The organism is Mesorhizobium sp. M0317, from assembly GCF_040321555.1.
In the GTDB taxonomy this organism is placed as follows: Bacteria; Pseudomonadota; Alphaproteobacteria; order Rhizobiales; family Rhizobiaceae; genus Mesorhizobium.
Genome location: NZ_JAMYRV010000028.1, coordinates 49275 through 68454 on the forward strand (window position 1 = coordinate 49275; position 19180 = coordinate 68454).

11 protein-coding genes are annotated in these 19180 nt (G+C 61.3%); 9 read left to right on the forward strand and 2 right to left on the reverse strand.

Going from position 1 to position 19180, the window contains the following annotated elements:
- The 5 genes from NKI88_RS19665 (at position 1) to NKI88_RS19685 (ending at position 6616) form a co-directional block, all read left to right on the forward strand.
- A complete protein-coding gene (locus NKI88_RS19665) occupies positions 1-819 on the forward strand; it encodes a chromate resistance protein ChrB domain-containing protein (protein WP_352656691.1) in 819 nt (272 codons plus the stop codon).
- Positions 816-2207 (forward strand): chromate efflux transporter, encoded by a 1392-nt coding sequence (gene chrA, locus NKI88_RS19670; RefSeq protein WP_352459733.1) that lies wholly within the window; start codon positions 816-818, stop codon positions 2205-2207. The genes NKI88_RS19665 and chrA overlap by 4 nt, the downstream gene beginning before the upstream one ends.
- 237 nt (positions 2208-2444) lie before the next feature.
- Positions 2445-3431, forward strand: a complete 987-nt coding sequence (locus tag NKI88_RS19675) for a methyltransferase (RefSeq protein ID WP_352656693.1) — start codon at positions 2445-2447, stop codon at positions 3429-3431.
- Between the two features lie 981 nt (positions 3432-4412).
- Entirely contained in the window at positions 4413-5801 is a 1389-nt protein-coding gene (locus NKI88_RS19680; RefSeq protein ID WP_352656695.1) for a site-specific DNA-methyltransferase, read from the forward strand.
- A complete protein-coding gene (locus NKI88_RS19685; RefSeq protein WP_352656697.1) occupies positions 5798-6616 on the forward strand; it encodes a DUF5681 domain-containing protein in 819 nt (272 codons plus the stop codon). Before NKI88_RS19680 ends, NKI88_RS19685 begins: the two co-directional genes overlap by 4 nt.
- A 171-nt stretch (positions 6617-6787) precedes the next feature.
- Here NKI88_RS19685 and NKI88_RS19690 read toward each other — a convergent pair whose 3' ends face one another.
- Positions 6788-8560: an adenylate/guanylate cyclase domain-containing protein gene (locus NKI88_RS19690; RefSeq protein ID WP_352656698.1), complete on the reverse strand. Its 1773-nt coding sequence runs from the start codon at positions 8558-8560 to the stop codon at positions 6788-6790.
- A gap of 307 nt (positions 8561-8867) precedes the next feature.
- Positions 8868-9899, reverse strand: coding sequence for a GlxA family transcriptional regulator (locus tag NKI88_RS19695; protein ID WP_352656700.1), 1032 nt, complete (start codon positions 9897-9899; stop codon positions 8868-8870).
- An 86-nt stretch (positions 9900-9985) separates the two neighbouring features.
- Here NKI88_RS19695 and NKI88_RS19700 point away from each other — a divergent pair, with 86 nt between their 5' ends.
- From NKI88_RS19700 to NKI88_RS19715, 4 genes are all read left to right on the forward strand, one after another.
- Positions 9986-11392, forward strand: a complete 1407-nt coding sequence (locus NKI88_RS19700) for an FAD-binding oxidoreductase (RefSeq protein ID WP_352656702.1) — start codon at positions 9986-9988, stop codon at positions 11390-11392.
- A 436-nt stretch (positions 11393-11828) separates the two neighbouring features.
- Positions 11829-17525 carry a GAF domain-containing protein gene (locus NKI88_RS19705; protein ID WP_352656704.1) on the forward strand — a complete coding sequence of 1899 codons (5697 nt, stop codon included), beginning with the start codon at positions 11829-11831 and terminating at the stop codon, positions 17523-17525.
- On the forward strand, positions 17522-17911 hold the full coding sequence (locus tag NKI88_RS19710; RefSeq protein WP_023716288.1) for a response regulator: 390 nt from the start codon (positions 17522-17524) through the stop codon (positions 17909-17911). Before NKI88_RS19705 ends, NKI88_RS19710 begins: the two co-directional genes overlap by 4 nt.
- Positions 17908-19161 (forward strand): adenylate/guanylate cyclase domain-containing protein, encoded by a 1254-nt coding sequence (locus NKI88_RS19715; protein ID WP_023755394.1) that lies wholly within the window; start codon positions 17908-17910, stop codon positions 19159-19161. Before NKI88_RS19710 ends, NKI88_RS19715 begins: the two co-directional genes overlap by 4 nt.
- Positions 19162-19180: the final 19 nt, after the last annotated feature.

A 19180-nucleotide genomic window follows, 5' to 3' on the forward strand; every position in this document is an offset into this window, starting at 1 on the left:
ATGCCGTCAACAACCGCAATCACCGTAGCGCAGCTTTCCCGCCTTGTCGGTCTGTCCGACGCGCCTGTTCTTGTCGATGTCCGCATCGACGAAGACTACGACGCCGATCCGCGGCTGCTTCCGGCCTCGTGCCGGCGCGACTTCAAGTCTGTTTCGAGCTGGGCGGCCGAATTCACGGAGGCTCATGCTGTCGTCATCTGCCAGAAGGGGCTGAAGCTCTCGCAAGGCGTTGCCGCATGGCTGCGCCATGAGGGCATTGCTGCCGAATCCCTTGAAGGCGGCTTCGAGGCGTGGCAGGCGGCCAAGGGACTTCTGGTCAAGGCCGACAAGATACCGCCCCGCGACGACAAGGGCCGCACGGTCTGGGTGACGCGTGCCCGCCCCAAGGTCGACCGCATCGCCTGTCCTTGGCTGATCCGCCGCTTCGTCGATCCCTCGGCGGTGTTCCTGTTTGTCGAGCCGTCTGAAGTGCTGGCGGCCGCCGATCGGTTTGGGGCGGTTGCCTTCGACATCGACGACGTGTTCTGGAGCCATCGCGGCGAGCGCTGCACCTTCGACACGATGATCGAAGAGTTCGGGTTGCGGTCCGAAGCGCTCGATCGCCTTGCGCTGATCGTGCGTGCAGCCGATACGGCGCGCCTCGATCTCGTACCGCAGGCGGCCGGGTTCCTCGCTGCATCGCTCGGGCTGTCGCGCATGTTCCGCGACGATCTCGAACAGCTTGATGCCGGCATGCTGCTCTACGATGCGTTCTTCAGATGGTGCCGCGATGCCACTGACGAAACCCACAATTGGCCCAGCGCGGGCAAAGCGCCATGAGCGCCCTCGCCGCGGACGACGATGCACAGGCTACCGAGGCTCCGATCGTCCCGACCTTCCGCCAAGCCGCGAAACTGTGGGCAAGGATCGGCCTGCTCTCCTTCGGCGGGCCGGCCGGACAGATCGCGCTGATGCACAAGGAATTGGTCGAGGATCGCCGCTGGATCGGCGAGCAGCGGTTCCTGCATGCGCTCAACTACTGCATGCTTCTGCCAGGCCCCGAGGCACAGCAGCTCGCCATCTATATCGGCTGGCTGCTGCACCGGACCGCCGGCGGCCTCGTTGCCGGCATCCTGTTCGTGCTGCCCGGTGCGTTTGTCATGCTGGGCCTCAGCATCTTCTACGTGCTTTACAATGATGCGCCCGTCATCGAGGCGCTGTTTTTCGGCATCAAGGCGGCGGTGCTGGCCGTCGTCGTCGAGGCGGTCCTCCGCATCGGCAAACGGGCGCTCAAGAACCGGGTGATGATGGCGATCGCGGCGGCCGCGTTCCTTGCCATTTATGTCATCAGGCTGCCGTTTCCGCTGATCATCCTGGTTGCAGGGCTGACCGGCTGGATCGGCAACCGCCTGGCACCGGCGCGTTTTTCCGGAGCCGCACGCGGCAAGGACAATTTGCCCGATGTCAGGGGCGCCGTCGACGTCATGTTCGAACGCGGCGAACTCGCTCACACCAAGCCGACGAAATGGCACGCGCCGCGCACCATCGCGATCTGGCTGCCGATCTGGCTCGGGCCGGTCGTACTGATCCTGGCGCTGACCGGCCCTGCCAGTGTTTGGGCACAGCTTGGCGGCTTCTTCAGCCTGATGGCGGTGGTCACATTCGGCGGCGCCTACGCCGCGCTCTCCTATGTCGCGCAGGCAGCCGTGACCTCGTTCGGCTGGCTGGCGCCGGGTGAAATGGTCGATGGGCTTGGCCTGGCCGAGACGACGCCGGGACCATTGATCCTGGTGCTGCAATTCGTCGGCTTCGTCGCCGCCTATCGTCACGCCGGTGCGATGGGACCGCTTGTCGCCGGATCGCTCGGCGCATTGCTGACGCTCTGGGTGACGTTCGTGCCGTGCTTCTTCTGGATCTTTCTCGGTGCCCCCTACATCGAAGCGCTGCGCGGCAACAAGGCACTGTCGGCGGCGCTGAGTGCGATCACGGCGGCTGTCGTCGGCGTGGTGATGAACCTTGCGCTGTGGTTCGCACTGCATGTCGTCTTCGGCGCGGTGCACCGCGTTGGCCTGGGCATGGAGGTGCCGGTGCTGTCGTCGCTGGATTGGCGTGCCGCGCTGCTGGCGGCAGCCGCTATGGTCGCCATGCTGAAACTGAGGATCGGCATGCTGCCGACATTGGCCGGCTCGGCGCTGGCCGGACTGGCGCTGCTGGCCTTGCCTGCGTAGCGTCCGAAGGCGCGACCAGCCATTATCACAGCCGGATTTTTGAGGTATGCCGGGCCGGCGCACAACGGTCGCGGGCGCTGGTAGGATCAGCGCTGGCCCCGGAGATACGCTTTACGTCGAACCCGATACCGCCAAGCTGAACCTGCTCGACGCGGAGAGCGGCGCGCTGGCGAACTGATTTGACGAGGTTGGCCGAGCTGTTCAAAGTCGATCCTGGATCGCACAACGGGATATGACATGGTGGATTCCGATCGGATCGACAAGCTGATCGCAGGGGTGCCCCCCGCCTTGGCGCTTCGTGCCGGGCTGGACCTTGGCATCTTCACCTGGCTCGGCGGCGATGCTGCGACTGCCGACAGCCTTGGGGCAGCGCTCAAAGTCGAGCCCGCTCGTCTGTCGCGGCTCCTCTACGCGCTCGCCAGCATCGGTCTCCTCGACGTCGAGGATGGTCAGTTTCGCAACGGAGCCGAAGCGTCGGAGTTTCTTGACGCGTCCAAGCCGACCTATCGCGGCGGCGATCATGTGCTGCTGCGCGAACTCTGGGGAGCCGACCTTTTGACCGCAGAGTCGCTGCGGCAGAACCGGCCGGCCGCGCTGCACGACTTTTCCGAAGCGGGGCCAGAATCCGCAGCGGCCTTCAGCCGCATGCTCGCACCGGGAGGGGTGATTTTCGGCCGAAATCTCGCCCGTGAACTGGACTTCTCGGCGGTCAGTTCGGTGATCGACATCGGCGGCGGCGCCGGGACCATTCTGGTCGGTCTTCGCGAGCGATGGCCGCATATTGCGGCGACTTTGATGGAACTCCCGACGGTCGCGGCGGTCGCACCAGCGATCCTGTCGGAATACGGTGCCGGCGATGTGGTTGTCGAAGAAGGCGACATAACGGTCGCGCCATCGACCGGCCGGCATGACTTGGCAATCCTGAAGGCTGTCGTCCAGGTCCTGCCGCCGGGCCAGGCGCGCAGTTCGATCCTGAACGCGGCGCGTTGCCTCACCCAAGGAGGCGAGATCGCAATTGCGGGGTGGGGTGTCGTCGATGACGACCGTCTCGGCCCGCCTGAGGGCGTCTTTCTCAATCTCACCTTCCTGAACCTTTACCGCGCAGGCGAATCGTACACGGAAGGTCAGTATCGCGGGTGGATGGCCGAAGCTGGGTTCCGGGATATCTCCAGGTCGCAGCTGACCGACGGCACCACGTTGTTTCGTGGGCGCCTCACGGACTGATCGTGGCTGCTGGTGAAGGACGCAGTCTGAGGCGAACCCGTCTCTGCCTGTTTACAGGGAAATTACATTGATTTTCTCCCTTAGCGACGTTGCCTCGCCCCACATTTTGCTGTTTAGTTTAATAAAATCAGGTGGATATAATTAACGCGTGCCCTTTTCGTAGCAGGGAACCGACAACAGAAACTAGATCCTCCGAAACCTATCGCTGACCCAATAAACTGAAATTTTCGAAGCTGCGGAATTTGATTATCGCCAGGCGTTCGAGTCTCTCCGGTCGTGGACCTAGTCACCAAAACCCTGCAAAAAGGACTTGCGGTCGTCCCGCACCAGAGCGAACGTCTTCATCAGGATAACGGCCGTAACAACACACTTGGACGACAAGTTGGAAGATTGGGAGCGACGGTCGCTAGCTGGGGATTTCTCCCGAATACCGCATCCCTTCCTCTGGAGTGAGTCGGCGCGCTTTGCGCATTTCTTGAATGGCTACAAGGAAGCCGGCGGGTTTGATGAGCTCGCTCGTATGCACCGCACGATCGCCACAGATGTCCGGGACGGCCGTTCGCCTTGGCGTGGAAGCGCTAAGGACTTATGGCTTTGTCTCTTCTTTGAGCATCGGGCCGCTCGGCACATGGGATCGGACGGCGACGACAGCGTCCTTGATTGCCTTTGCGAGGAACTCCGGAAATCCCTGCAAGTCCCTCGACCTTCGCGAAGCGGGCTATCTCGCATCTCGGCTAGAACCGTTCTGACAGCCGTTGACGCAAATTGGTCGCCTTCAACTCAGCGCCGTTTAGTGTGTGAGTGATTAGATCGTGGGACAGAAATAGTACGATCTCGACGCGATAAAACGAATCACCCCAAGACATTTGTTAGTTGCCGGGCGTGGGCGCGTCCTTATTCGCGGCGCCGAGAGCCGCCACCACGCTTTGCGCAGCCAGTGTCGGTCGGACCTTACACAATGTGTGAACAAAAGGATTACGTATGTCGAACAAGAATAGAACATGTAAGTTAAGCCCTCGTGATGGAGAGCGAGAACGACCCACTGGCACTAGAACGCACAACGAGGGACTGCAGATTGAATACCGCCAGATTGCATCGCTGACGCCCTATGCGCGCAATGCAAGGACGCACTCCCGCAAACAGCTCAAACAGATCGCCGACAGCATCACAACCTTCGGCTTCGCCAACCCGATCCTGCTGGATGAGGAGGGAACTATTCTAGCCGGTCATGGCCGGGTCGAGGCAGCCAAGCTGCTCAAAATGGACCAGGTCCCCTGCGTCATGCTGCACACGATGACGCCGCAGCAGAAGCGCGCCTTCGTACTGGCAGACAACAAGCTGGCTCTCAACGCAGGCTGGGACGAAGACTTGCTTGCCGAAGAACTCAAAGCGCTCTTGGATGTCGATGTGGACCTTGGCTTCGGCGCCGAGATCACCGGTTTCTCGATCGCTGAGATCGACAACCTAGTGGAAGGGCTGATCCCAGAGGAAGAAGGCAACCCCAAAGACGACTCCTTACCTCCGCTCGAAGAAGCCTCGCGATGTTATTTAGGCGACGTCTGGCAGCTTGGCCGGCACCGTCTGGTCTGTGGCAACGCGCTCGACGCTGAGGTGATCGCCACCCTGATGGATGGCGAAATCGCAAGAATGGTATTTAGCGATCCGCCCTATAACGTGGAGATCCAGGGACACGTCGGCGGTTCGGGAAAGACGAAGCATCGCGAGTTTGCGATGGCTTCGGGCGAGATGACCTCTACTGAGTTCACCGACTTCCTAGGCGCCTCGTTTCGCAATCTCGTGCGTCACTCCTGCGATGGCTCAATTCACTTCATCTGCATGGACTGGCGCCATATGGGTGAAATGCTCAAGGCCGGCGAAGGTGTCTATTCCGACCTGAAGAACCTGATCGTCTGGGCAAAGGACAATGGCGGAATGGGAACATTCTACCGCTCTCGCCATGAACTGATCTTTGCCTTCAAGAATGGCGAGGCGCCGCACATCAACACGTTCGAGCTTGGTCAGCACGGGCGCTATCGAACCAACGTTTGGCAGTACAAGGGCGTCAACACTTTGAAAGCCGGCCGAATGGACGAGCTTGCGCTTCATCCAACGGTTAAGCCCGTTCAGATGATTGCCGACGCGATCAAGGATTGCTCTGGCCGCGGCGATATCATTCTCGATATTTTCGGCGGCTCAGGTTCGACGCTAATTGCGGCCGAGAAGACCGGCCGGCGGGGCTTTCTGTGCGAACTCGACCCGATCTACTGCGGTCGCATCATTCGACGCTGGGAGGTCTACGCCAAGGACGAAGCGATCCGTATCGTTGAAGGCACGTCAACCAGTTCCAAATTCCAGGAGGCAGCACAATGAGGAAGGCAAAGAACCAAGGTGGAGAGCTTTCTTCGCAGAAGCCAGAACGACACTACGAGGTCGGCTATGCCAAGCCGCCGGCCGAGAGAAAATTCAAGCCCGGTCGGTCAGGCAATCCCGCCGGTCGCCCGCGTGGCTCCAAAAACAAAGTCAAGGATAGCGACCTCACATCCATCGTCTTGGAAGAAGCTCAGCGCTCCATCAAGATCAATGACGGCGGGCGCTCGATCAAGCTATCGGTCGCACGGGCCGTAGTGCGCGCGATTGGCATCAATGCTCTCAAGGGCAACGTACACGCCCAGCGCCGAGCTACCGAACTGTTGCATGCTGCCCAGCAGGAGCAGGCCCGAATTGAACGCGAAAACTTTTCAGGATTCATAGACTACAAAATCTGGGCGGAGCAAGAACTCGAGCGACGTGCTCGACTTGGCCTAAAAGACCTACCGGAAATCATCCCCCATCCCGACCAGATCACGATCGATATCCGCAACAACCAGATTTGGTTTGTTGACCCTTGGACCAAGGAGGAAAAAGCCCAATCGATCGCTGCCTATGAAGAATACCGAGACGATTCGCGCCAAATGGTGCAATTCATCAAGAACCGACTTGCGGGCTCTGAGGAAGCGCTTGAAGCCGAAAGCAGTCCGACCCGACGAAAGCGCCTCATTAGAAACATTCAAAACGACATAAAAGTCATAAAAAACCTGAAGAGAAGCTCCGAGGAGTTGTTAGAGAAAGTGCGACCGTGGGGGTTTGTGGAGACGCGCGATCTTTGGGGGGGAGAGGTCGAGCTCAAGTTCCCGTGGGCGTCATAGTATCTGTCAATTCAGACTAAGGATGCACATGGCTAGGCCGCGTGTCCGTCATTTGCTCTGCACGTTCCGGCGGTGCTAGGCCACCGTTCTGGAATGGCTGCATGTGGGCCGGAAGCATTAGGTCCGCTTGTGGTGCAGGGAAGAACGATTGCGGACGTCGATGCAGAGCAGCTAGCCCTTTTCCCTGGCGTCATTCTCAGCAGAATCTAAATTTGGACGCTCAATCCTTTGCGTCTCAACATTGTAGACGCGAACGTGCCCTTCGAGGCCTTTGAACTGGCGAGTACCGAGGTCAACGATCGGCGTGTTGCCAGGCAAATGGCGCGCCACGGAATAATCGATGAGGATTTGTCGATCTTCAGCGGACGAACACAGCCTCGATGCCAAGTTCACGACATTGCCAATCGCGGTGTAGTCAGCGCGGGCCTCATAGCCAATTCGACCCACCGTTGCCCACCCCATAGCGAGCCCCATGCCGAAGCCAATCTCATAACCACGCTGCCGCCACCCAGATATGAGCTCTTGTGTGGAATCCTGCATGTCGACAGCCATTTTTACGGCATGAAGCGCCGGCTCTTTACATGGAACCGGGGCGTTGATGAGAATCATCAATCCATCCGCCGAAAAACTGGTCAGCGTTGCTTCATACTTGGTGATGATCGCGCCGAGCGCCTCATAGTACTCACGCAGGACCTGCATGAGGTTCTCAGGCTCAGCGTGCGCTGAAAATGCAGTAAAGCCACGCAAGTCGCTAAAAACAGCGACTACTTCTGCGCGCTGTCCAGCGAGCATTCGCTCGTCACCGGCCTTTTCTACGAGTTCCGCAACCTGTGGTGCAAGGAAGCGCTTCAACCGCATCAGTCGCTCCGCGCGGTCGCGCGATGTGGCAAGTTCCTGCGCCATTTGGTTGAACCGAGCAGCCAACCGCTCAAGCTCGTCTCCGGTGGAGATGTTGATCCGGTGATCGAACTGTCCAGCACCGATCTTGAGAGCGCCCTCCTCCAACAGGAGGATAGGGCCGCTCATCCGTCTGGCAAGCCAATATGCGAGCACCGCCGCAAGGACTGTGGCGAGGAACAACAACCCGCCGGTCCGCCACAATGAAGCGTATAGAGGTGCAAAAGCCTCTGCCTGCGACTGCTCGACAATTACCGTCCAGCCGGCCGCGGCAACCGGCGCGCCAGCGGTCACAACGCGTTCATTCTCGGCGTTGCGGCTTGCAATCGCAGTGCCGCCTGCGGCAGCGATAGCATCCTGCAATTCGCGCAGGGCCAACGCTGCTTTCTCGTCGGCACCCTGCATCACTTTGCTGATCGCGGGGTGAGCTATGAGGCGGCCGGACTGGTCGATGACAAATCCCTGGCCGCTGCGGCCCACGCGGATTTCGGAAACGACGAGCCAGATAGGCTTCAGACTGATTTCGGCGATGACCGAGTTGGCAACGACTAAATTGTCGTAACTGGCCATCGCCATGGTTATGGAGGGTTCGGAACCCGGGTGATAAATGACTGGGCCGTACCAGACCTTCGCCGTCCTGACGCCCACGACAGCGGGATCGCCTGAGCGATCCGCCCCGCTTTCTGTCCTGTTTTTGCCAGTGCGGGAGATGTGCAGTCGCTCCGCGCCAGTACCGTCGACAATACTGATGCTGAGGATTCCCGGGGCCTGGTGCATCGCACGTACAGCAAGAAGCCGGAGCTGTTGCACGCTGGCCATATTCGACCCTTCCGGGGGGATCGTCGAGCCGAGCGCAAGCTGCATGCTGCCAAGAAAGCTCTCAATTTCGTCGGCCGCCGATGTTGCCTCGGACTGCAGCAGGGCACTGAGGATCGCATGCTCGTCGACATAGCTGAACCAAGTGTTGCTGATGCCACCGGCGGCCATCGGAAAAATGGCCGCCGCGAACAAGACTAAGAAATACTTCTGAAATAGCGATCGACGCATGCATGCGCCTTTGAGATTGGAGGAAGGTCTCCCACGTGATGCGACCCGACCATAGGTCGCGACAGCTCAGTCCGAGAAAGGTAACCTAAATTATTGCATCTTGGTATGGGCTGAGCCGTTCCCACTCATGGTCGCGTCTCGTGCCTTCCACGGACGTCGGATAAAGGAATGTTTCCCGGATCGGGGAGAGTCGCAATCAGGACCCTCAGCTTGATGGTGTCCGCTTTAGGGCAATGACGAACTTTGCCTGTTAGGCCGAGATGCGGCGCAAAGCGGAATATGGGTATCGCGCCGCGGCGGCCGAGATTCAACCGCGGCTCAGCGTTCGCCGGAGAGCACTGAAACGAATGCGATATTGCGCCGGCGTCAGCCCGACCTTGCGGCGGAAGAGACGCCCGAAAAAACTCGCATCCTCGTAGCCGACTTCATTGGCCACGCCCTCGACCGCCAGGTCGCCGGTCTCCAGCAGTTCCTTGGCCGCTTCGAGCCGGAGCGCGTGGATGTAGTCGATTGTCTTCATGTCCGTGGCCCTGGCGAAGCGGCGCACGAAGGAGCGCTCGGACAGGCCTGACAGCTTGGTCATGGCGGCGACGGGCGAAGGGGTCCGGTAGTTGCGTTCGGCCCATTTCTGGCAGCGGTTGATCACCGCGTCGTCGGTCTGGCGAAAGCGCATCAGCGCGGCGAAGGGCTGCTGGCCCATGTCGTGCCACTGCAGCATGTAGACCTTGGCGACCTCCATCGCCTCCCTGAGGCTGACGAAGCGCGCGATCAGATAGAGGGCGAGATCCTGCCAGCTTGAGCCGCCCCCGGCCATGACGATGCGCTGGGCCTCGCCGCTCAGCACGAGCGACTGGCCCGGCTTCACCTTCACGCCGGGATAGTTGTTCGTGAGAGTCTCGACATAGCCCCAGTGAATGGTGGCCTCGCGATTGTCGAGCAGCCCGGCCTCACCGAGCAGCACCGCGCCCGAACATGCGCTGGCCAGCATGGCGCCGTCGTCATGCGCTCGCTTCAGCCACGCGGCTTCGGCGTCATACTGCCCGGCAACGCTTTCGCCCGGATTGACGAAGAAATCTGGAATACAGACGATGTCGGGTGGCGGGCAATCGGCAAGGCTGTGATCTGGGCGCACCCAGATGCCGTTTGCCGCGCGAAACGGGCTGCCGTCCCCGGCAACCACATAGGGCCGCATGCGTGGCGTGCCCGCGGCTCCGCTGGTGATGAACAGGAAATCCCTGCCGGGCGAGGAAAACAAGTCGAACATGCCGTAGATCGTGGAGGCGGTAGCCTCCGGAGCGGCAAGGATCGCCACATTCAATGGTCTTGCCTGTTCAACCATGGCAGAAATGACCGCCTTCCAGCATTTTCGACTTTAGCGGCCGTGCCCACGCCGCGCTAGGGTGCATGAAACGAGGAGACCGCCACATGGCCGCCACCGCTACCCTTGCACAATCGAGCATCGATAGCTTCCGTTCCATCTTGTGCGGCGAGGTGCTGGAGCCGTCGAACCTGTCCTACGACGCGACGCGGGTCGTTTGGAACGGCATGATTGACCGCCGTCCCGCCCTCATCGCGCGCTGCCGGAGTGCTGCCGATGTCGTGGCGTCGGTGAATTTCGGGCGCGAGCATCGGTTAGCGATCGCGATCCGCTCGGGTGGCCACAATGTTGCAGGCTACGCCGTCTGCGAAGGCGGCCTGATGATCGACATGTCGCTGATGAAGGGCGTGCGGGTCGCGTCCGGCCTCGCCCGTGCCCTCGTCGCGGGCGGCGCGCCCTGGGCCGATGTCGATGCGGCCACCACCCCGCTTGGCCGCGCCACGCCGGGCGGTCTCATCTCGGCGACGGGCGTTGCCGGCCTGACGCTCTCCGGTGGCATCGGCTGGCTGCGCGGCAGCCACGGCCTCAGCGTCGATAATCTGCTCGCCGCCGATCTGGTGACCGCCGATGGCCGGCTCATCCATGCCGACGCGACGCAGAACCCGGATCTCTTCTGGGCGCTACGCGGCGGCGGCGGCAATTTCGGCGTGGTGACGAGCTTCGAGTTCAAGCTGCACCCGATCGAACCGGAGCTGATGTTATGCGGTCCGGCCTATCCCGAGGAGCGCGCCAACGAGATCATTCCGCTCTGGCGCGACTTCATGCAGACCGCACCCGACCGCCTGAGCGGCCTGGCCGAGTTCTCCACCCTGCCCGACGACCCCTCGATTCCCGAGCATGCAAGGGGCCGGCGCGTCCTGGCGCTCGCGCATGTCTATGACGGACCGGCCGACGAGGGTGAGCGGGTCGTGGCGCCGCTGCGGAGTTTTGGGGAACCGCTTCTCGATTTCAGCGGCCGCATGCCATATCGCACCATCCAGTCGCTCTATGACGGGCTGTTCCCGAAAGGCCGCGACCGCTGCTACTGGAAATCCACTTACCTCTCGCGCCTCGACGACGAGGTCGTCGGGGAGACCACTGCTTGGATGGCGAAGCGCCCCTCCGAAATGACCTTCGCCTCGATCTGGAAGTTCGGCGGGTTCGTCCAGCGCGTTGCAGCCGATGAGACTGCCTTCGGCGACCGCTCCATGCCCTTCATGCTCAGCCTCGACGCCATCTGGCCAGGCGCTGACGAGGACGATGCGAACATCGGCTGGGTTCGCAGCTTCTGGCAGGACATGCAGCGCTACTCGACCGGCCGCCTCTATCTGAACTTCCCCGGCCATGGCGAAGGATCGGATCTCGTGCGCGACGCCTTCGGCGCTGAGGCTTACGCGCGGCTCGCCAAGATCAAGCACAGATACGATCCGGACAATCTGTTCCGCCTCAACCAGAACATCCTGCCAATGCGCTGACGCACAATCCAAATCGGGCGTACGGTGGCGACTCTTGTTTCGGCCGTGGTGGCTATGATCGCGCCCAGCCTGGTCGCCGCGATGTCCGCTTTCAATCAGTGGCAAATCTGTCCGCAACGGCCGAGATGAGGCGCATTGCTGACCGGTAGATTTTTTGAGCCGAAAGCTGATCGACTGGTTGTAGAACAAGGTGCAGAGAAGCTGGCACTCCGCCTACGACCCCATCTCGGACGCATCCCCTATCTGCAATAGCTCCGAAAGCCTGCGCTCAGGTGCATTGCCAAGGTGCCGCGCTGCGTCGCAAACGGGCGTTGCAGGTCACAAACTTGACGCTGGGCTGGCCAAAGCCGACACTGAGCAGAGAAAAAACAGGAGCACCTCAGTGGGAGGGCCCGACTCCGACTCTGAGATCACGATCAGCTCGCTCCGATCCGAGTTGACAGCGGCGCGCGAAGAAAATCAGGTACGCACCGCGGAGGTCGCCAATCTCCTTGAACAGCAGAATGCGACGAGTGCTATCCTCAGGGTGATCGCCGCGTCGCCGACCAACATCCAACCGGTACTGCAGACGCTAGTCGACTCGGCTATACGCCTGGCCGGGGCGGACATGGGCGCAATCACGTTGCGCGTTGGCGATACGCTGCAGTTCATGGCAGGCGGCGGGCAGGCTGCTGAGCTGCATGCATACGAACGGGCCAACCCACATGTCGTGGGACGAGCGACGTTCCAGGGCCGCGCCGCGCTGGAGGGATTGACGATCCATGTGGCGGACGCGCTTGAAGACCCGGAATACGAAAGGCCTGAAGCCGCAATCATCGGCAGTTTCCGCGGAGTACTTTCAGTCCCGCTGAAGCGGGGTCAGGAGACCATCGGCGTATTCGGCTTGGCGCGGCGGACGATCGGGCTATTTTCACCGCGTCAAGTCGAGCTGGTCGAGAGCTTCGCCGACCAGGCTGTAATCGCGATCGAAAATGCCCGGCTGATCGAGAAAGTCGAGGGGCACAATCGTGAACTGGCTGAGTCGCTGGACCAGCAGACGGCGACGGCCGAAGTGTTGAAGACGATCAGCAGTTCGGTGTTCGATCTCAATTCCGTGCTGCATACGCTTGTGAAGTCCGCGTCCGACCTCTGTCATTCCGGGATGGGCTACATCTATCTGCGCCAGGGCGACGTGTTGCAGCCGACGGTACAGATCGGATGGAGCCAAGAATTCCAGGACCACATGAACAAGCTCCCGGTCACGCCGGGCCGGGGCAGCATCGCCGCCCGCGTTGCCCAGAGCGGGTCAGTAGAGCAGATTGCCGACGTTCTCGACGATCCGGAGTATACCAACATCGAAGGCCAGCGGCTCGGCGGCTTCCGTACCCTGCTGGGCGTTCCGCTGATGCGGGACGGCGCAGTGACCGGGGTCTTCGTCCTCGCCCGCTCGTCGGTCTCGCCGTTCAGTACGCGCGAAATCGAACTGGTGCAGACATTTTCGGATCAGGCGGTCATCGCCATCGAGAACGTGCGGCTGTTCGAAGAGGTCGGGTCGCGTGGCCGCGAACTGGCCGACGCGCTAGAGAAGCAGACAGCGACCGGCGCAATATTGCAAGTGATCGCCGGGTCTCCTACGGACATTCAGCCTGTGCTTGACGCCGTCGCTGAAAGTGCCGCTCGGCTGTGCGACGCCTATGACGCAACGATCTATCTGCTGCGCTCCGACAGGCTGGCTGTGGGAGCGCATCACGGACCGATTCCGATTGACAGTGCTGGCTTGCCAGTCGCGCGCGACGTCGTTACCGGCCGCGCCGTATTGGATCGGGTTGCGGTCCACGTTCACGACTTGACCATCTCTGGAGAGGAGTTTGCAACTGGCCGAATGATGGCTCAACGTCTTGGTTTTCGCGCGATTCTCGCCACTCCGCTGTTGCAGGAAGGAAAAGCAATCGGAGCGCTTATGATCCGGCGCATCGAGGCGCGACCCTTTAGCGACAGCCAAATTGGCCTGCTCAAAACTTTCGCCAACCAGGCCGTCATCGCAATCGGCAATGTGCGGCTCTTCGAAGAGTTGCAAGCTCGCACCGCCGAACTTGGCGAAGCATTACAGCAGCAGACCGCGACCGCGGATGTGCTAAAGGTAATAAGCCGCTCCGCATTCGACCTGCAGAGCGTCCTGCAGACACTTATCGATTCTGCGGTGAGGCTCTGCGGTGCGAAAACGTCTGGCATCTTTATGCGCGAAGGCGATGTCTTCCGGCTTGCGGCTGGCTACGACCAAACCCCGGAGTATCGCGCGTATGAAGAGGCGAATCCGAGTCCGATCAACCGACAATCCTGGGTCGGCCGAACAGCACTCGACAAGGCAGTGGTCCATATTCCGGATGTTACCAAGGACACCGAACATGGCCTTCCCGAAGCTCCGCGACTCGGAGGTTATTCGGCTGTGCTCTGTGTACCGCTCATGCGCGAAGGATCGGTAATTGGCGTCTTCGCAATGACGCGACCTGAACCCGGTCCCTTCACCGATAGTCAGATCGAACTTGTCCAGACCTTTGCCGACCAGGCGGTGATCGCCATCGAGAATGTGCGCCTGTTTCAAGAGGTACAGGCACGCACGGCGGAACTGAGCGAGTCACTGCAGCAGCAAACGGCGACTGCGGATGTGCTGAAGGCGATCAGCCGCTCGACGTTCGACCTGCAGGCGGTGCTCGATACGCTGACGCAATCGGCCGCACAGCTTTGCGAGGCGGATATGGCGGGGATCACCCGGCAGGGGGCGGAAGGCTTTTACTACGCCACCAACTACAATCTCTCGTCGGATTGGCAGGAGTACGTGAAGGACAAGCGCCTGGCGCCCGGACGCGGCACCGTGGTCGGGCGGGCATTGCTCGACCGCAAGATCGTGCATGTGGCCGATGTCCTGGCCGATCCGGAATACACGTTCCTGGAATCGACCAGCAAGGTTTGGTTCCGGACGGTGCTGGGTGTGCCGTTGATGCGCGAGGGAAATCCGATCGGCGTGCTCGTGCTGGCTCGTCAGGAAGTCCAACCTTTCACCGAGAAACAAATCGATCTGATCCAGACCTTCGCCGACCAGGCCGTAATCGCCATCGAAAATGCTCGCCTGTTCGAAGAAGTGGAGGCGCGCACAGCGGAATTGAGCGAGTCATTGCAGCAGCAGACGGCGACGGCCGATGTGCTCAAGGTCATCAGCCGCTCAGCCTTCAATCTAGGGGCCGTTCTCGACACGTTGATCGCTTCCGCCTGCCGACTCTGCAATGCCGAAATGGGCCTCATATTTCTGTCACGCGATGGGTCCTTCTCTCCCGAGGCGAGCCACGGCACACCCCCCGGATACTTGGAGTTCATGCGAACCCATCCGATCAAACCGGGACGCGAGACGTTCACGGGACGGGCGGCGCTGACCAAGGCAGTGGTGAACGTCGACGACGCGCTTAATGATAAGGAATTCACGTTTTCCGAAGCCCGCGACCGCGCCGGCTATCGTGCTATGCTTGCCGTGCCGTTGTTGCGGCAGGGCGAAGTGATCGGCGTCTTCGCCATGCCCCGTCGCACGCCAGGCGCGTTCAGCGAAAAGCAGGTCGAACTCGTGCAAACGTTCGCCGACCAGGCCGTAATTGCGATCGAGAACGTCCGCCTTTTCGAGGAGGTGCAGCAGCGGACACGGGAGGCCACAGAGGCGCTGGAGTACCAGACGGCGACTAGCGATGTGCTTAGCGTTATCAGCCGCTCGCCCACCGATGGGCAGCCAGTGTTTAATATGATCGCGCAAAGCGCCGCCCGTCTATGCGAAGCGCAGTTCTGCTTTGTCTACAGATTTGACGGCGAGCTTCTGCATTTCGTCGCGCATCACGGCATCACCGAAGAAAGCGTTGAGATCGTGCGCAACACCTTTCCCGTGGCACCTACTCGCGGCAGCGCTGCCGAACGGGCAATTTTATATCTTGACGTGGCGCAGATCCCGGACCTCACCTTGGATAGTGAATTCACGCATCGCGCCGCGGCGGCTTTTTCGGGCCTGCGCAGTGCTGTCGCCGTGCCGATGCTGCGTGACGGCCTGGCCATCGGTTGCATAGCAGTCGGGCGTGCTGAGACGGGCTTTCTTGCCTCTAAGCAAGTCGAACTTCTGAAGACCTTCGCCGACCAGGCCGTGATCGCCATCGAAAATGTCCGCCTGTTTGATGAGGTCAAGGCGCGGACCGCGGAGCTAAGCGAGTCGCTTCAGCAGCAGACAGCGACAGCAGACGTGCTCAAGGTCATCAGCCGGTCGGCCTTCGATCTGCAGAACGTCCTTGACACCCTGGCAGAGTCCGCCGCGCACCTCTGCGACGCGGACATTGCCGATTTCTATCGTCTGGTCGACGACGGATTTCAGTGGACCACGACCTTCAGCCGAGATCCGGAAGCGGCCCCTGCCCATACCAAGATCATGCGCCGGCCGGGGCGCGAATCGGTGTCAGGGCGCGTTCTGCTGGAACAGAAAACCGTTCACGTACCGGATTTCGAAGCCGATCCCGAGTTCACCTTCACCGACGTGGCGCGGCAGCGCGGCGTTCGCTGCATTCTCGGCGTTCCGCTCCTGCGCGGCACGGAGCTGATGGGGTTGCTTCTGGTCATGCGCAAGGCGCCCGGGCCGTTCTCGCCAAAGCAGATTGAGCTAGTCGAGACTTTCGCCGATCAGGCTGTCATCGCCATCGAGAACGCGCGGCTGTTCGAGGAGGTGCAGACGCGCACGGCGGAATTGAGCGAGTCGCTGCAGCAGCAGACGGCGACGGCCGACGTGCTGAAGGCGATCAGCCGCTCTACGTTCGACCTGCAGCCGGTTCTCGACACGCTGGTGGAATCAGCGGCCAAGCTGTGCGACGCGGACACGAGCGTCATCTTCAAACGCGACGGCGATCTCTACCGGTGGTCGGCCGAGTACGGCAATTTGCCTGAAGCCGCGGTTTTCGCCAAAGCCAATCCCTTTGCCCCTAGTCGCGACAGCATCACTGGAAGGGTGGCCCTCGAAGCCCGTGCCGTCCACGTGTCGGACGTGCTCGCCGACCCGGACTACGGGGCAACGCAGCTTCAGAAGCTCGGCGGCTACCGGACCATTTTATGCGTTCCGATCTTGCGCGAAGGCGCGCCGGTCGGCGTATTCGCGCTGACGCGGTCACAGGTACGGGACTTCACGCCGAGGCAGATCGAGCTCGTCGAGACGTTTGCCGACCAGTCCGGCATAGCGATCGAGAACGTCCGGCTGTTCGACGAGGTGCAGGCGCGTACCCGCGAATTGTCACGCTCGCTCGAAGATCTGAGGACCGCGCAGGACCGCCTTGTGCAAACGGAGAAGCTCGCCTCACTCGGCCAGTTGACCGCCGGTATCGCCCACGAGATCAAGAATCCGCTCAACTTCGTCAACAACTTCTCAGCGCTCTCCGGCGAACTCATCGATGATTTGAGCAGTGTGCTGGCCGGCGCGCCTTTGGAGGCATCCGTGCGCGAAGAGGTTGCCGAGCTGACAGGCATGCTCAAGAGCAATCTCGACAAGGTGGTCCAGCACGGCAAGCGGGCCGATTCCATCGTCAGGAACATGCTGTTGCATTCGCGCGCGGGTTCAGGAGATCATCGTCCGATCGATATCAATGCCGTCGTGGAGGAGAGCCTGAACCTTGCCTATCACGGGGCGCGCGCCGAAAAGCCAGGATTCAACATCACGCTGACGCGGAATTTCGACCCGCAGGCGGGGGATGTCGATCTCTACCCGCAGGAGATCACGCGGGTGCTTCTCAACCTCATCTCCAACGGCTTTTATGCAACGGCCAAGCAGAGCGCGGCGACGAATGGCACGGGGTATGAGCCGACGCTCTCCGCTATGACCAGAAGTCTCGGCGACCGTGTCGAAATCAGTATCCGCGACAACGGCATCGGCATTCCGCCGGAGGTGAAGGAGAAGATGTTCAATCCATTCTTCACGACCAAGCCAGCCGGCGAGGGCACCGGGCTCGGCCTGTCGCTCAGCCACGACATCGTCGTCAAACAGCACGCCGGCACGATTGACGTCGACAGCCAGCCAGGCGAGTTCACCGAGTTCCGGATTGTGCTGCCGCGCGCTGCGGCCTCGCTCGCAAAATCGGGTGAAGCATGAGCCTCCTCATTCTGGTCGTCGACGACGAGCCCGACGTCGAGCCGTTATTTCGCCAGCAGTTCCGCCGCGACATCCGAGCCAGCCGCTTCACCATGGAGTTCGCGCAATCGGCGGTCGATGCGTTGGAGCAGATCGACCACGCCGAAGGGGTGACATTGATCCTGGTGCTGTCTGACATCAACATGCCCGGCATGAGCGGGCTCGAACTGCTGCCGAAGATCAAGGTGCTGCGGCCCGACGTCCCGGTTATCATGATCACCGCCTATGGCGACGCCGAAACCAAGCGCAAGGCGTTGGAGAACGGCGCCGAAGCGCTGCTGACCAAGCCGATCGACTTTGCGACGCTCAGGCAACAGATCGAAACGCGGCTGGGAATGGTGGCGTGACGGCGCGCATCCTCGTGGTCGACGACGAGCCCGATCTCGAGGTCTTGATCGTCCAGAAGTTCCGGCGTCAGATCCGCGACGGTGCGGTCATTTTTCTCTTCGCCAGCGATGGTGTGGACGCCCTGTCCGTCATCGACGGCAACAGCGACATTGACATGGTGCTGTGCGACATCAACATGCCCCGTATGGACGGCCTGTCGCTGCTGGAGAAGCTGCAGCAGGCCGAGGGGCAGCAGCTTTCGACCGTCATCGTCTCCGCTTACGGTGACATGGCCAACATCCGCACCGCGATGAACCGAGGCGCCTTCGACTTCATCACTAAGCCGATCGACTTTGCCGACCTCGAGACCACGATCGCCAAGACCTTGAAGCATCGCGAGGTGCTGCACGAGGCGCATCGGCGGCAAGCGGTCGCGGAGCGCGCGCATGCATCGCTGTCGCGCTACTTCTCGCCCAATCTGGCCGAGCGGCTGGCCGGCGACGCCGACGGGTTGGCGCTAGCCGGACAGTGGCGCGAGGTCGCCTCGCTGTTCACCGACATTACCAGCTTCACCACGCTGGTGGAAACGATCGACCCTGCCACGCTAGGCGCGCTCCTCAACGACTATTTGGCCGGCATGACAGACGTCGTGTTCGCGCATGAAGGCACCGTCGCCAAGATCGTCGGTGATGCGCTGCATGTCTTGTTCGGCGCGCCTGGCGAGCAGCAGGACCATGCGGCGCGCGCGGTTACCTGCGCGCTCGAGCTCGACGCGCTGTCGCAATCGTTCCGCAATAGCTGGCGCGACAAGGGCGTCGCGGTCGGTACGACCCGCATCGGCGTCCATGCAGGTCCGGCGCTGGTCGGAAATTTCGGCGGAGGCCGCTTTTTCGACTACACGGCTTATGGCGACACCATCAATATCGCGGCGCGGCTGGAAAGCGCCAACAAGCAGTTGGGCACGCGTATCTGCGTCAGCGGGAGCGCGGCTGCAAGGGTCGACGGCTTCCGGGGACGGCCGGTCGGCGATCTGATGCTGCGCGGCAGGGCCGAGGCGCTACGCGCGTTCGAGCCTTTGTCGTCAAAGCAGTATGATGATCCTTCGACGGCGAGCTATCTTGAAGCGTTCGGCAGATTGGAGGCCGGAGATGCAAACGCGCTTACCGCTTTCGCCGCGCAGATCGGGAAATGTCCGGACGACCAACTCGCCAGCTTCCATCTCAAGCGGCTGCTCAACGGCGCCAAGGGAACACGGATCAGCCTCGACTGATCTTTGCGCCTGTCGCGAC